Origin of the sequence: Actinoplanes palleronii, assembly GCF_016862315.1 — a bacterium.
Taxonomy (GTDB): Bacteria; Actinomycetota; Actinomycetes; order Mycobacteriales; family Micromonosporaceae; genus Actinoplanes; species Actinoplanes palleronii.
The window spans coordinates 1-13,404 of the sequence record NZ_BOMS01000168.1 but is presented as its reverse complement, the minus strand read 5'-3'; the positions used below and the strand labels follow the sequence as shown (position 1 = coordinate 13,404).

The following is a 13,404-nucleotide window of genomic DNA, read 5'->3' as shown; positions in this document are numbered from 1 at the left end:
GCGGACGGGCGCTCCGTAGTCGTACCGAAAGGAAAAACGCAGGGTCCGTCAGGAAACGACGGACCCTGCGTGGCAGAAAATGATCAGTGAGCGACCGGGACCGGGGTCTCGGCCGGCTTGACCGTGGCGACCGCCTTGCCGCCGCGGAGCGGGACGTGCTTGACGAAGACCGCCACCACGACGCCGAGCACCGCGACCGCGCTGCCCCACACGAACAGGTTGCTGATGCCGTCGGTGACCGCGCGCTGGAAGACCTCGCGGACCGCTTCCGGCATGGCGCGCAGGGCCGCCGGGGTCATCGACGACGCCGAGATCGTGCCGCCCGCCGCCGACGCGCCCGAGTCCGCCAGGGACGTGGTCAGGTGGTGTGCGTAGATCGCGCCGAGGATCGAGACGCCGAGGGAGCTGCCCATGTTCCGCAGGAACGTGGAGACTCCGGTGCCGGCGCCCATGTCCCGCATCTCCAGGCTGTTCTGCGCGATCAGCGTGCTGGTCTGCATGATGCCGCCCATGCCGGCGCCGAGGACCACCATGTAGAGCGCGGTGGCGGTCTTCGAGGTGTGCAGGTCGACCGTGCTGAACAGGAACATCCCGGCGACGACCAGGACACCGCCGATGATCGGGAAGATCCGGTAGCGGCCGGTGCGGCTGATCAGGTTGCCGACCACGATGCTGACCACCATGACCGAGGCCATCATCGGCATCAGCAGCAGGCCGCTGTTGGTGGCCGAGGAGCCCTGGACGAACTGCTGGTACTGCGGGAGGTAGCCGATCGCACCGAAGAGCGCGAAGCCGGAGACGAACGCGATGCCACCGGCCAGCACGAAGTTGCGGTTCTTGAACACGCGCAGTGGCATGATCGGTTCGGGCTGGCGGCGCTCGACCACGATGAACGCGGCCAGACCGGCAACGGTCAGCGCGATCAGGCCGAGGATCTGCGGGGAGCCCCAGGCGTATTCGGTGCCGCCCCACGTGGCGACCAGGACCAGCGACGTGATCCAGACGGTGAGCAGGCCGGTGCCCCACCAGTCGATCTTGGCGTGGCCGGTGCCGCGCGGCAGGCGGGCCAGGGTGATCCAGCTGACCACCAGGGCGACCAGGCCGAGCGGCAGGTTGACGTAGAACGCCCAGCGCCACGACAGGTGGTCGGTGATGGCGCCGCCGATCAGCGGGCCACCGATCATGGCGACCGGCATGACCGCCATCATGACGCCCTGGTACTTGCTGCGGTCCCGGGGCGGGATCATCTCGCCGATGATCGACAGCACGCCGACGATCAGGCCGCCGGCGCCGAGGCCCTGCACGGCCCGGAAGGCGATCAGCTCGGCCATGTTCTGCGCCATGCCGCACAGCATCGAACCGACCAGGAACAGCGCGACGGCGGCGACGAACGTGATCCGGCGGCCGTACAGGTCACCGAGCTTGCCCCAGATCGGCGTGGCGATCGTAGTGGCCAGGATGTAGCCGGTGGTCACCCAGGACAGGTGCTCGAGGCCGCCGAGGTCACCGACGATGGTCGGCAGCGCCGGAGCAACGATCATGTTGTCCAGCTGGGCGAGCAGCATCGCGATGACCAGGCCGCTCATCGTCACCAGGATCTCCCGGTGCGTGAACCCCAGCCCGGCCTTCTCTGGTGTCCGGGTGTCCGGTTCCGCCATGGATGGTTCCTTCTCTCGTCTCGGTCGTGCGGGGCCGCCGACGGGTGTTCCATCGGCCGGCCACGGGACCAATTTAGCCTGCCGCCCGGCTAGGTATCAGGTGACGAGAGTCACGCCTCGGGAATCAGCACTCCCTCGGTCAGCAGACGCCGGGTCAGCACCAGCCGGTCGGCGTCATCGGGTAACGGCAGGTCACCGACCCGATGCGGAGAGCCGTCAAGCGACATGCGCACCGCGGACTCGCAGCTGGCCGGCAACTCCAGGGTTCGGCCGGCGAGCTGCAGTGTCACCCGTTCTCCGGACCCGGTCATCGTCCAGCGCAGGCCGCCACGCACCACGATCACGTCGTCCGGGGTGAGCGCGCCGGCGAAATCGAGCTGTCTCATCGGGGAGATCGGCTCCGGGCGCTTCAAAGCCCAGGACCGCTCGCGGAGACGTTCGGCGATCGCCGCCGGGTCCGCGGTCAGCAGCCAGGACCGCAGGGCGGCAACGGTCGCGGCCAGCTCGGCGCCGACCACATCCAGGTCCGTGACATCCATTCCGTACGGCAGGGAAGCCCGCAACCGGGGCTCCGCCGCGGCCGCAGTCAACAGCTCCTCGACCAGGTCGAAGCGGGTCAGCGCGCGCACACCGACCGTCAGGTGCAGTGACCTGCCGCTCCCGGTCCGCGCCGAGTGCAGCCAGCCGCGCGGCAGGTACAGCGCGTCGCCGGGCAGCAGTTCCACGTCGAGCAGCGGTTCACCCTCCGCGGTGGCGCCCACCTCGTCGGCCCGCCCGCCCCACGGCTGCCGCTCGAGCGGATCGGGCAGCACCGGCGGATGCACCCGCCAGCGTTTGGCCCCCTCCACCTGCAGCACGAACACGTCGTGGGTGTCGTAGTGGGTGTCGAACCCCTGACTGGACGGCGGCGACAGGTACGCGTTGGCCTGCAACGGCTGCCGCAGCTCGGCGCCCAGCCGCCCGGCGAAGTCGATCACCGGCGGCCACAGCCGGTGCAGGCCCTGCAGGACCAGCGTGGCACCGCCGGCGAACAGCCGCAGCACCTTGTCGTCGTGCACCTGGTCGGCGACCTCGGCCCCGGCGCCGCCGCCACCGGTGTACTGCCCGGCCGGCAGCACCTTGCCGTGCTGCGCCACCCGCAGGAACGGGGTGCGCAGACCGCGGCGGCTCAGCAGCTCGTCGACCGCGGCCGAGGAGATCAGATCGTGGAAGCCGTCCGGGCCGCCGAGATCGGCGGCCCGGGACAGCAACGGGAGACGCCCCCAGAAGGTGGCGGCGAACTCGTCGCGGTCGGCGGCGACGGCACGGGCCAGGGTGGAGGTCATCCGTTCCGGCCTCAGACAGCCGGTCCGTCGGCGGCACCGTCATGGCCGGCGGCGTTCGCTCCACCGTCCGCCGGACCCTCGCCGGAGGCGCCACCGTCGGCACCGCCGTCGACCGCGTCGGTATCGGCACCGCCGTCGGCCGGTCCTTCCTTACCCGCTCCCCCGTCGGCGCCGCCGTCGCGGCCCAGCGGGTTCGCGCCGCCGTCCGCGGGGCCCTCGCCGGCCTGGCCGGCCGGGTCCGAGCTGATGATTTCCTGGTCGCTGAGTCCCATGCTGATCCCCCATTTTTTCGCGCTGCGTATGACCGTCATGCGATACCCGAAAAGATCAGATTTAACCGAGCTTGTCCCACGGGACCTCGCGCCAGGCCCGCCACAACAGCCCGGTCAGGGGCTCGTGGGCGGCCAGGTCCGTACCGTCCACCGCGGCGATCGGCTGGGCCGGGCAGTGCGAGTTGGCCGCTGCCGCGCTCAGCCCCGCCAGGGACACGGTGGTGAGTACCCGGTGCTCCGCCGGGACGCCGAGCTTGGCCAGGCCGCGGCGCAGCACCTGGATCGTCACGCCGGTCAGCATCGGCGCGTCCGGCCAGATCACCCGCTCGCCGTCGAAGGCCACCAGGTTCCAGACCGAGCCCTCGCGCACGTGCCCGTCGCGTCCGGCGAAGAGCACGTCGTCGAAGCCGTCGCGGCGAGCGGCCAGGTAGTGGTGGGTCAGACCCAGCGTGGCGACGTGCTTGAGCTGCGGCAGCTCCCGTTCGTAGGTGATGGTCCGCAGCCGCAGCGGTGCCTGCGCGGCATCCGGGGCCGGCTCGGTGACCGACACCATCACGGTCGCGCCGGGCAGCACGGTGACCCGTACTGACGCGTCCCGCTCCGCACCCAGCGCGTGCCCGATCAGGTCGAGGACACGCTGGTCGGCGGGCGGCGTCTCACCGGGGAACAGCACGGCCGAGGCCTCCCGCAACCGGCGCAGGTGGAACTCCAGCCCGGCCACCGCCCGCCCGCGCACCTGCATCGAGGTGAAGTGCCCGAAGTTCCAGGTCGCCGCCCGATACAGGGCGTCGAGCGCGGCCGGCGCACCGTCGATCTCCACATGAACCATGCACCGCACCCTAGGCGGCGGGCAGTGGCCTCCATCCGTCGGCGTCGATCAGGTAGGCCGGGTCGGTGCCGGTCAGGGCGAGGATGTCCCGGCCGGTGGACTCCGGGGTCGCGGCCGCGGTCAGCCTTGCGGTGAACTCGTCCCGGGAGATTTTCGAGGCTTTCGCGTACGCCCGGATCGCGGTCTCACCCACCCCGGTGCCGGGCGTGATCCCCGGCAGCACGGTGGTGACCGTGATGCCCAGGTCGCGAGCCTCACCGGCCGCGTAGCCCGCGATCAGCCGGACCGTGGCCTTGGCACCCGCGTACCCGCCGCTGAGCGGGGAACCGCGCAGCTCGGCGGCGCTGCCGAAGACCACCACCCGGGAGCCGGGCGCCAGCGGCAGGGTCAGGGCGGCGCGCAGCCAGGTGAAGGCGATCCGTACGTCGCTGTGCCAGTTCACCGAGAAGCTCTCCCAGGTGTGCCCGGTCAGCGGCAGCATCTCCGGCGCCGCCCCCGCCGTGATCACCAGCAGGTCCGGGCGCTGCTCGGCGAGCACCTTCGCCGCGAAGAGCTCGTCGGTGGCGTCGCCGGGCACCCCGTCGGCCGGGCTGATCCCGCGGGCCACCACGGTCACCCGGGCGCCCGCCGCCCGGGCCGCGCCGGCCACACCGAGCCCCAGGCCGCGGCTGCCGCCGACCACCACTACGGACTTTCCGTTCATCGTTTCCTCCACAGCACTTGTCGGGTCAGCTGTGCAGATCCCGGGCGGCGGCGAGAGTCATCGGGTGGCCGAAGACCGGGAACAGGTCCGGTTGCAGGAAGATGTGGATCCGCCGGATCCCGGCCGGCTCGAGGTCCAGCACGTGCAGGGCGTGCGCCTCGTTGCCCGCGTACATGGCGAACGTGGGCTGGCCGTTGGCGCCCGGCGTCACCGCGTGCATGGTGAACAGGTCCGGCTCGCGCAGCACGTGCGCGCCGAGGAAGCCCAGCACCGGGGTGCGGCCGGCGAACCAGGTGACGTGCGGCGGCATCTCCAGGGTGACGTCGTCGCGGACCACCGTGGCCAGCGCGGTGACGTCGGCCCTTTCGAACGCTTCGACGTACCGTCGCAGTCGCTCTTGATCCTCGAAACCGTCGCGGGAACTCATCAGATCCGGGTCGGGCGCCTGGCGGGCGATCCGTTCGCGGGCCCGCAGCAGGGCACTGTTGACCGCGACCGTCGTGGTGTCCAGCATCGTCGCCACCTGGTCGGCGGGCAGGTCGGCGACGTCGCGCAGCAGCAGGACCGCGCGCTGGCGGGCCGGCAGGTGCTGCAGTGCGGCGGTGAACGCCAGCCGGACCCGCTCGCGCGCACCGGCCTGGTCGGCGGGGTCGGCGGGCAGCGGCAGGATCCACCGGGTGTCCGCGGGCGCGGGGCGCGCGGGCCGGTGCCAGTCCGGTTCCGGTGCGCCGAGCCCGGCCGGGAGCGCGCGACGCCCACGCTGCTCGATCAGCCGCAGGCAGACGTTGGTGGCGATCTGGTGCAGCCAGGTGCGCACTGACGAGCGGCCCTCGAACCGGTCGAAGGCCCGCCACGCCCGGACGAACGTGTCCTGCACCGCGTCCTCGGCGTCGGCCGCCGACCCCAGCATCCGATAGCAGTGCGCCAGGATCTCCCGCCGCAGCGGCCCGGCCGTCTCGGTGAACCCGGCATCCATCCGAACACCCCCTTCGAGGTACGGACCCGCGCGCCGCCCGGAACTCACCGGGTCACGGCGTGCCGAGTTCCTGCTCCAACCGTCGCATCAGGTGCGAGCGCCAGCCCCGGCCCATCATCTCCAGCGCGGCCCGCTGCAGCGGGTCCGACGGGTCGAAGCCCTCGTGGCGCAGCAACAGCCGGGTGCCGTGTCCCTCGGCCTGCAGCGTCCAGGTGACCGTGCTGTCCAGGGTGCCGCCGCGCCACGCCCAGCGCATCAGCCGTTCCGGGTCCAGGGCGAGCACCTCGCAGCGCACGATGCCGTCGAAACCCGGGCGCGGGCCGGTGCGGAAGGTGAACCGGTGCCCGACCGCCGGGGCGAAATCGGTCGGCATCAGCCAGCGGGAGAGCCGCTCCGGGTCGGTCAGCGCCCGCCACACCTTGGCGGGCGGGTGCCGCAGGAACTGGTCGACCTCGATGGTCACGGGTTCAGTCATCCTCGGCCTCCAGCAGGGCTGCCAGGTCACCGAGGCGGGCTGACCAGAAGCTCTCGTACGGCGCCAGCCAGCCGGCCAGCTCGTGCAGCGGTTCGGCGCGCAGCGAGTACACCCGTTCACGGCCGTCCCGGCGCTCGGTGACCAGGCCGGCGTCCTTGAGCAGGCGCAGGTGCTCGGAGAAGCTGGGCCGGCGCATGTCGAACCGGCCGGCCAGCCGGTTCACCGGGTGCGGGCCGTCCTCACGGAGCAGCCGGAGCACCTCGCGCCGGGTCGGGTTGGCCAGCGCGGTGAAGACGTCGACGTCAGGCACGCGGCGGCCGCCCGCTCAGGACGAGGCGGTTGCCGTCCGGGTCGGTGACGACCGCGAACCGGCCCCACGGCGCGTCCTGCACCCCGTCCGGCACCGGCACACCCTTCGCGGCGAGCGCCGCGACCTCGGCGTCGAGGTCGTCGGTGTGCAGGACGAGGCCCTGCAGCGAGCCCGGCGGCATGGTGTCGAACCAGGTGACCAGGGTGATCGAGGTCTGCCCGCCCTTCGGCGCGACCTGGATCCACTGCTGGGCGGGGCCCATCGCGTTCTGCCGGAGCAGCTCGAAGCCCAGAGTGCCGACGTAGAAGTCCCGGGCCCGCTCCTGGTCGCTGACCGGCAGGGAGACCACGTCGAGGTGAGTGATAGCCATGCCGGACACAATAGGTAGGAAAAAACCTACGGGTCAACCCTGCTCCCGCTCGAAGAACTTCTCCGCGCGGTCGGTGGTCCGCTGCCAGCCGTTGATGCCCACCCGGGCGTTCGGGGCGGCCGCGCCGACCCGGTCGGCGAAGTCGACGAGGCCCGGCCCGGCGAGCACGTTCCACGAGCGGCCGTCGCGGTGTTTCACCGAGACCAGGTTCTGCCGGCTGGGCGCGCCGATCGACGCCAGCTCGTCCAGCGGGATCCGCCACCGGCCGAGCAGTGCCCGCAGCCGCAGCTCGGTGCCGGTCAGTTCGAGGCGATAGACCAGCTCACGCAGCGTGTAGAACCACAACAGCGGTACCGCTGTCAGCGGCGCGAGCACACGCTGCCACCATGGCACATCCGGAAACACCACTGCGATCACCGGGATGGCCACGCTCAGCGCGAGCGTGAGCAGGACTATCAGATGAATCCGTCCTCGATAGACAGTCGTCATCATCGTGGGGTTCCCGCCCGGCCCGCCGCTAATCACGGAGGTGGACAGCTTTTGGTAGACCTCTCACGTATGCAACGGATCGTGGTGTTTCTCGCCCTCGCCCTCGTCGCCGTCACCCTCGGCGGCGCGGCACCGGCGCATGCCATCGCGAACGGCGACACCGTGCCCGACGGCACGTACGGCTTCGCGGTCAAGCTGACCGATTACGACATCCCCGTGCTCGGCGGTGGCACCCGGGACAGCTCGTGCTCCGGCGGCCTGATCTCGCCGCACTGGGTGCTCACGGCCGGCCACTGCTTCCGCGACACCCGCGGCAACCGGGTGTCCCGGCCGGTCGCCCGCAAGACCGTCGCCACGGTCGGCCGGGCCTCGCTGAGCGGGTCCGGCGGGCACGACGTCCGCGTGGTCGAGGTACGTCAGCAGGGCACTCTCGACATTGCGCTGGCCCGGATGGACAAGGCGGTCACCGACGTGAAGCCGCTGCGGCTGAGCCGGTCGGCGCCCAAGTCCGGCGCCCGGGTGCGGCTGGCCGGCTTCGGACTGCTGCGAGCGACCGACGCCAAGACACCCAACCGGCTGCGCACCGGCCTGTTCAAGGTCACCTCAGTGTCGAAGACCGAGATCGGCATGACCGGTATTGATCCGGCCGGGAACACCAGCCCGTGCGAGCACGACTCGGGTGGGCCCTACTTCACCGTCGCCAAGGACGGCACCGCCACCGTGGTCGGCGTGGTCAGCCACGGCCCGGACTGCCCGCACACCGGCCCCGACCAGGCCGGCCGGATCGACAAGGTGGCCGCCTGGATCCAGTCGGTGATCCGCGACGACGTGCTCCCGTCCCCGACACCGTCCCGCACCCGGGCCGGCACGTCCCCGCCCGCCGCCGCGGCGGCACCGCCGGACTCGTCGAACAGCCTGGTCGGCTTCGCCATCCCATGGGCGTATCTGGGCGCCGGCCTCGCCGGAGTCCTGTTCTGCATCGGCCTGCTCCAGTCCGCCCGGGGCTCCCGCCGCCGCGCCAGCGCCCGCCGCAAACCCCCGCACCGCCGCCGCCACTGACCGCCGCCGGGCCACCGGCTGGTTGTCAGGGGTGCCTCGGGGCACTTGAGGCACCCCTGAGCACCAGCCGACCCCGCGCTGCCCCAGACCGCGCACCGGGAACGACTACCGCGGGGGGCGTTCGCCGGAGCCGCGGGCGATCAGGGTCGTCGGGATCACCACGGTGCGAGGTGGGCCGGTGTGGCCGCCGATCCGCTCGTGGGCCAGCCGCGCGGCCTGCCGGCCCAGCTCGGTCATGTCGTGGGCGATCACCGTGGTGCCGACCACGTCGGCCAACTCGAAGTCGTCGAAGCCGACCAGTGCGGGTGGCCGGTCCAGCCCGCGCAGGGCCCGCAGCGCGCCGGTGGTGAGCCGGTTGTTCGTGGTGAACAGGGCGGTCGGCGGGTCGTCGAGGGCGAGCAGGTCGCCGATCGTGCGTTCGGCGGTGGCCGCGTCGTGCACGCCGGTGCGCAGGTACGGCTCCCAGTCCGGGTTGCCGGCCGCCGCCATCGCCGCGGTGAAGCCGTCGATCCGGGCCTGCTGCGAGGTGGTGCGCACCAGGTCGGCGACGAGCGCGATCCGCCGGTGCCCGCCGGCGAGCAGGTGCGCGGCGGCCTGCTGGGTGCCGCCGGCGTTGTCGATCAGCACGCTGTCGGCGGCCAGCCCGGCCGGTGGGCGGTCGAGGAACACGAACGGGACGCCGTGGTCGTCCCGGACCCGCTGGTATTCCCGGCTGTCGCCGCCCGGCACCACGAGCAGGGCGCGCACCCGGCGTTCCAGCAGCGCCTCGACCAGGCTGCGTTCCAGCTGGCCGTCCTCGTCGCTGTTCGCGGTGACCAGCAGCAGGCCGTGCCGGCGCAGTTCGCGTTCGACGCCGCTGGCCACCGCCGAGTAGAACGGGTTGGCCAGGTCGCCGCTGATCAGGCCGACCAGTGGCGAGGTGCCGCCGGTGCGCAGGTCGCGGGCCAGGCTGTTGAGGCGGTAGCCGAGCTCGTCGGCGGCCTCGCGGACCCGCTGGCCGGTGGCGCCGGAGACGTACGGCTCGCCGTTGAGCGCGCGGGACGCGGTCTTGAGGCTCACCCCGGCTCGCGCGGCGACCTGGCTGAGGGTGGGCGGCCGGGTGTGCATCCCTGAAGTATGCCGGGTCCACAAGTCACGCTGGTGAATCCGTTGACAGGGCTGTAACTGATAGGGCACTTTACTGACAACGATGTCATCGATGGAGGTCGCTTCATGAAGCTGCTCGGTGTCGCGGCCCTGCTCAGCGGGTTCCTGGTCGCCCTGCCCGCCACTCCGGCAGCCGCGGCGGCGGGTGATTTCAGCTCCGGCTTCGAGACCGGGCAGACCGCGCCGACCTGGAGCAACAGCACCGAGGCGAGTGCCGGGATCGGCGGTTACTGCTGCGCGCTGACCGGGATGGAGAGCGCGGTGCGCACCGAGAGCGCGCACACCGGCACGGCCGCGCTGATGTACTCCGGCAACGACCTGAGCGCGACGGCTTCGTACTCGTACCAGAAAGTCTTTGATGTTGATCTTCCGGTGACCACCGGGTCCACGCTGTCCTACTGGGTCTATCCGCAGTCCGGCGGGCACCTGGACGTGGCCGTGGATCTGGCGTTCACCGACGGCACGTTCCTGCGCGACTCCGGCGTCGTCGACCAGCACGGGGTCCGGCTGCACCCGTCGTTCCAGGGCAACGGCAGCGTGCTCGCGTTCAACACCTGGAACAACGTCACGTCGGCGATCGGCGTCTACGCGGCCGGCAAGACCGTCGACCGGATCCTGATCGGCTACGACCAGCCGGCCAACACCGGAACGTTCCGCGGCTACTTCGACGACATCACGATCCAGCAGAACGAGTCCAGCGGGCGGCTCAGCGACTACGTCGAGACCCGGCGCGGCTCCGACTCGACGAGTTCTTACTCGCGCGGCAACACGTTCCCCGGCGCGACGGTGCCGCACGGCTTCAACTTCTGGACCCCGATCACGAACGGTAACAGCGACAACTGGCTCTACGACTATCCGGACACCACGGTGCAGGGCTTCGGGATCAGTCACGAACCGAGCCCGTGGATCGCCGACTACGCCCAGTTGCAGGTGATGCCGATGACCGGGGCGGTGAAGTCCACGCCGGACGCGCGCAAGTCCACGTTCAGCCACGCCGACGAGGTGGCGAAGGCGCACTACTACCGCACGAAACTCTCCACCTACGGCATCACCGCCGAGATGGCGCCCACCGACCACGCCGGGGTGATGCGGTTCGCGTTCCCGGCGACCAGCGAGGCGGTGATCCTGTTCGACACCGTGGACAGCGCCACCGGCTCACTGTCCGTCGACACCGCCAACCGGGTGATCTCCGGCGAGATCACCCACCGTAACCAGCGGATGTTCGTCTACGCCACGGTCGACAAGGCGATCACCGCGTCCGGCACGATCACCGGGCAGGGCGCGACCAGCTGGGTGCGCTTCGCCACCGCGGCCGGCGAGCAGGTCAGCCTGCGGATGGCGACGAGTTTCATCAGCGTCGCCCAGGCGCACAGCAATCTCGATCAGGAAGTCGGTACCAAAAACCTCGACAGCGTACGGGAGGAAGCCGCCACGCTCTGGGACGCCCAGCTGGGCACGGTGCGTATCGACGGCGCGTCCACCGACCGCCTGATCACGTTCTACTCGAACCTCTACCGCGCGTTCATGTACCCGAACAACCGTTCCGAGCTGGTCGGCGGCGTACGCAAGCACCAGAGCCCGTACGACAACCAGGTCCACGACGGCCAGATGTACGTCAACAACGGCTTCTGGGACACGTCCCGAGCCGCCTGGCCGCTCTACACCCTGCTCACCCCGACACGGACCGGGGAGATGCTGGACGGATTCGTCAACGCGTACAAGCAGAGCGGCTGGACACCCCGCTGGTCCGGCCCGCACAACGTCGGCATGATGGTCGGCAGCAACCAGGACCTGGCCTTCGCCGACGCCTACGTCAAGGGTGTGCGCAACTTCGACTACCAGGCCGCGTACGCCTCGATGGTCAAGAACGCGTCGGTCTACTCGGCGAACAACGCCAACGGCCGCAACGGCACCCAGGTGTCGACGTTCAAGGGCTACGTGCCCACCGACGTCGCGGGTGAGTCGGCGGCCTGGACCCTCGAGGACGCCAACGACGACTTCGGCATCGCCCAGCTCGGCGGCGCGCTCGGCTACACCGAGGACGCGGCGTACTTCCGCAACAAGGCCCTCGACTACGCCAACCTCTACTCGCCGTCGGTCGGCTTCTTCCGCGGCAAGCAGTCCAACGGCGCCTGGCGCACCAGCGACGCCGACTTCAAGCCCGAGCTCTGGGGCTGCGAGTTCACCGAGGGCGCGCCCTGGCACTACGCCACCCCGGCCCCGCAGGACCCGCAGGGCATGGCCAACCTGTACGGCGGCCGCGCCGCCCTGGCCGCGAAGATCGACTCGGTCTTCGCCGCACCCCGCGACTACCTGCCCGGCTGCTACGGCGGCGTGATCCACGAGATGCGCGAGGCCTACGACGCGAACCTCGGCCAGTACGCGCACTCCAACGAGCCGATCCACCACATGATCTACATGTACAACTACGCCGGCGCCCCGGCGAAGACCCAGGACAAGATCCGCACCGTCCTCACCACCCAGTACGGCCCCGGCCCCGGCGGCGGCTACCTCGGCGACGAGGACAACGGCCAGATGTCCGCCTGGTACGTCTTCTCCGCCCTCGGCTTCTACCCGGCGCGGATGGGCAGCACCGACTACACGATCGGCGCCCCGCTGCACCCGAGCGCCACGATCACCCTGGAGAACGGCCGAACGTTCTCGGTCACCGCACCCGGGGTGAGCGACACGAACCGCTACATCCAGAGCGCGAAGCTCAACGGCGTCACGTACCCGAAGAACTTCCTGACCCACGCGGACCTGACCGCCGGCGGCACCCTGGAGTTCGTGATGGGCCCGAACCCGTCGTCGTGGGGCTCGGCCGCCGCGGACCTGCCGCCGTCGCTGACCACCGGCACCGGCGCACCGGCACAGCTCGCCGACCGCGCCACCGGCGGCACGCTGACCGTCACCGGCGAGAACCCGCCCAGCGAGGGCAAGGCCGCCCTGACCGACGACACGTCCCTGACGAAGTGGTTGGTTTCGGCCACCACGGCCACGCTGACGGACCGGCTGGCGGGCAGTCCGGCCGCGGTCAAGCAGTACACGCTGACCTCGGCGAACGACGCTCCCGAGCGGGATCCGCGCAGCTGGACGTTGCAGGGCTCCGCCGACGGTGTGACCTGGACGACCCTGGACACCCGCAGCAACCTGGACTTCACGGATCGGTGGCAGACACGGGCCTTCGTGATCCCGGGCAGCCCGGGCGCCTACCAGCACTACCGCCTCCAGATCACCGCCAACCACGGCGCCCCGCTGACCCAACTCGCCGAGTGGCAACTCCTGTCCTGATCAGCATCGGTCAGTTCCCGGCCGACGGTCCCGTCCGGCCGGGAACCGACCGCCCGGGTTAGCCCGGTTGGTTGCGGACCCCCGGCCGGTTGCCGATCGATTCCGGGCACGGGCATCCCCGAGGTCCGCGTTCGGTCCGGGCAGGCGGTCCGCCAGCCGCCCGCCCGGACCAAAACCCTTTTCCGGTACGCCGTAAGCCCAGGACCCCCCCCGCCCGGCACCTCCCCGGCGAGCGCCCATCGTCGCTACCCGCCTCGAACAAGCACCACCAGCGCTCGCCGACCGACCCCAGCGAGCGCCTGTCATCGCAGCGCGACTCGGATGACCGCCCGGCGGGGCGGCGGGAGTCCGCGCTCGGACCCGAAGGGGCGGCGGCGGTCCGCGGTGGGTGCCGGTGGGGCGGCCGAAGTCCGCGCACGGGCCCGAAGGGGCGGCACGAGTCCGCGGTAGGTGCCGGTGGGGCGGCAGGGGTCCGCGGTGGGTCGGGTTCGGGGGCGGTGG

The 13,404-nt window shown here is 71.2% G+C and carries 13 protein-coding genes; 2 read left to right on the top strand and 11 right to left on the bottom strand.

The annotated features are described in order from the left end of the window. Positions 1–83: 83 nt before the first annotated feature. From Apa02nite_RS46675 to Apa02nite_RS46630, 10 genes are all read right to left on the bottom strand, one after another. The gene (locus Apa02nite_RS46675; RefSeq protein ID WP_203830894.1) at positions 84–1,658 is read right to left on the bottom strand and encodes an MDR family MFS transporter; all 1,575 of its coding nucleotides are present in this window, start codon (positions 1,656–1,658) and stop codon (positions 84–86) included. Positions 1,659–1,768: 110 nt separating this feature from the next. Further along, positions 1,769–2,983: a cupin domain-containing protein gene (locus tag Apa02nite_RS46670; RefSeq protein ID WP_203830893.1), complete on the bottom strand. Its 1,215-nt coding sequence runs from the start codon at positions 2,981–2,983 to the stop codon at positions 1,769–1,771. 11 nt (positions 2,984–2,994) lie between these two features. Then, on the bottom strand, positions 2,995–3,255 hold the full coding sequence (locus tag Apa02nite_RS46665) for a BatC protein (protein ID WP_203830892.1): 261 nt from the start codon (positions 3,253–3,255) through the stop codon (positions 2,995–2,997). A 61-nt stretch (positions 3,256–3,316) separates the two neighbouring features. Continuing rightward, positions 3,317–4,084, bottom strand: a complete 768-nt coding sequence (locus tag Apa02nite_RS46660; RefSeq protein ID WP_203830891.1) for an aminotransferase class IV — start codon at positions 4,082–4,084, stop codon at positions 3,317–3,319. Between the two features lie 10 nt (positions 4,085–4,094). Further along, positions 4,095–4,787, bottom strand: coding sequence for an SDR family oxidoreductase (locus Apa02nite_RS46655; protein WP_203830890.1), 693 nt, complete (start codon positions 4,785–4,787; stop codon positions 4,095–4,097). A gap of 25 nt (positions 4,788–4,812) precedes the next feature. Next, on the bottom strand, positions 4,813–5,763 hold the full coding sequence (locus Apa02nite_RS46650) for an RNA polymerase subunit sigma-70 (protein WP_203830889.1): 951 nt from the start codon (positions 5,761–5,763) through the stop codon (positions 4,813–4,815). A gap of 52 nt (positions 5,764–5,815) precedes the next feature. Further along, a complete protein-coding gene (locus Apa02nite_RS46645; RefSeq protein WP_067692358.1) occupies positions 5,816–6,238 on the bottom strand; it encodes an SRPBCC family protein in 423 nt (140 codons plus the stop codon). Next, the gene (locus Apa02nite_RS46640) at positions 6,231–6,548 is read right to left on the bottom strand and encodes an ArsR/SmtB family transcription factor (protein ID WP_067692465.1); all 318 of its coding nucleotides are present in this window, start codon (positions 6,546–6,548) and stop codon (positions 6,231–6,233) included. The genes Apa02nite_RS46645 and Apa02nite_RS46640 overlap by 8 nt, the downstream gene beginning before the upstream one ends. After that, entirely contained in the window at positions 6,541–6,918 is a 378-nt protein-coding gene (locus Apa02nite_RS46635) for a VOC family protein (RefSeq protein ID WP_067692361.1), read from the bottom strand. Before Apa02nite_RS46635 ends, Apa02nite_RS46640 begins: the two co-directional genes overlap by 8 nt. 33 nt (positions 6,919–6,951) lie before the next feature. Beyond that, a complete protein-coding gene (locus Apa02nite_RS46630; RefSeq protein WP_203830888.1) occupies positions 6,952–7,410 on the bottom strand; it encodes a hypothetical protein in 459 nt (152 codons plus the stop codon). A 66-nt stretch (positions 7,411–7,476) separates the two neighbouring features. Between Apa02nite_RS46630 and Apa02nite_RS46625 the strand changes: the two genes are divergently transcribed. Continuing rightward, positions 7,477–8,466 (top strand): S1 family peptidase, encoded by a 990-nt coding sequence (locus Apa02nite_RS46625; RefSeq protein WP_203830887.1) that lies wholly within the window; start codon positions 7,477–7,479, stop codon positions 8,464–8,466. A 105-nt stretch (positions 8,467–8,571) separates the two neighbouring features. Here Apa02nite_RS46625 and Apa02nite_RS46620 read toward each other — a convergent pair whose 3' ends face one another. Next, on the bottom strand, positions 8,572–9,573 hold the full coding sequence (locus tag Apa02nite_RS46620; protein WP_203830886.1) for a LacI family DNA-binding transcriptional regulator: 1,002 nt from the start codon (positions 9,571–9,573) through the stop codon (positions 8,572–8,574). 105 nt (positions 9,574–9,678) lie between these two features. Here Apa02nite_RS46620 and Apa02nite_RS46615 point away from each other — a divergent pair, with 105 nt between their 5' ends. After that, positions 9,679–12,903 (top strand): GH92 family glycosyl hydrolase, encoded by a 3,225-nt coding sequence (locus tag Apa02nite_RS46615; RefSeq protein ID WP_203830885.1) that lies wholly within the window; start codon positions 9,679–9,681, stop codon positions 12,901–12,903. Positions 12,904–13,404: the final 501 nt, after the last annotated feature.

What these genes read in the sequence shown, in the direction of transcription:
- Apa02nite_RS46675 (WP_203830894.1), bottom strand. Translation starts at nt 1,658, where the DNA reads ATGGCGGAACCGGACACCCGGACACCAGAGAAGGCCGGGCTGGGGTTC.
- Apa02nite_RS46670 (WP_203830893.1), bottom strand. Translation starts at nt 2,983, where the DNA reads ATGACCTCCACCCTGGCCCGTGCCGTCGCCGCCGACCGCGACGAGTTC.
- Apa02nite_RS46665 (WP_203830892.1), bottom strand. Translation starts at nt 3,255, where the DNA reads ATGGGACTCAGCGACCAGGAAATCATCAGCTCGGACCCGGCCGGCCAG.
- Apa02nite_RS46660 (WP_203830891.1), bottom strand. Translation starts at nt 4,084, where the DNA reads ATGGTTCATGTGGAGATCGACGGTGCGCCGGCCGCGCTCGACGCCCTG.
- Apa02nite_RS46655 (WP_203830890.1), bottom strand. Translation starts at nt 4,787, where the DNA reads ATGAACGGAAAGTCCGTAGTGGTGGTCGGCGGCAGCCGCGGCCTGGGG.
- Apa02nite_RS46650 (WP_203830889.1), bottom strand. Translation starts at nt 5,763, where the DNA reads ATGGATGCCGGGTTCACCGAGACGGCCGGGCCGCTGCGGCGGGAGATC.
- Apa02nite_RS46645 (WP_067692358.1), bottom strand. Translation starts at nt 6,238, where the DNA reads ATGACTGAACCCGTGACCATCGAGGTCGACCAGTTCCTGCGGCACCCG.
- Apa02nite_RS46635 (WP_067692361.1), bottom strand. Translation starts at nt 6,918, where the DNA reads ATGGCTATCACTCACCTCGACGTGGTCTCCCTGCCGGTCAGCGACCAG.
- Apa02nite_RS46630 (WP_203830888.1), bottom strand. Translation starts at nt 7,410, where the DNA reads ATGATGACGACTGTCTATCGAGGACGGATTCATCTGATAGTCCTGCTC.
- Apa02nite_RS46625 (WP_203830887.1), top strand. Translation starts at nt 7,477, where the DNA reads ATGCAACGGATCGTGGTGTTTCTCGCCCTCGCCCTCGTCGCCGTCACC.
- Apa02nite_RS46620 (WP_203830886.1), bottom strand. Translation starts at nt 9,573, where the DNA reads ATGCACACCCGGCCGCCCACCCTCAGCCAGGTCGCCGCGCGAGCCGGG.
- Apa02nite_RS46615 (WP_203830885.1), top strand. Translation starts at nt 9,679, where the DNA reads ATGAAGCTGCTCGGTGTCGCGGCCCTGCTCAGCGGGTTCCTGGTCGCC.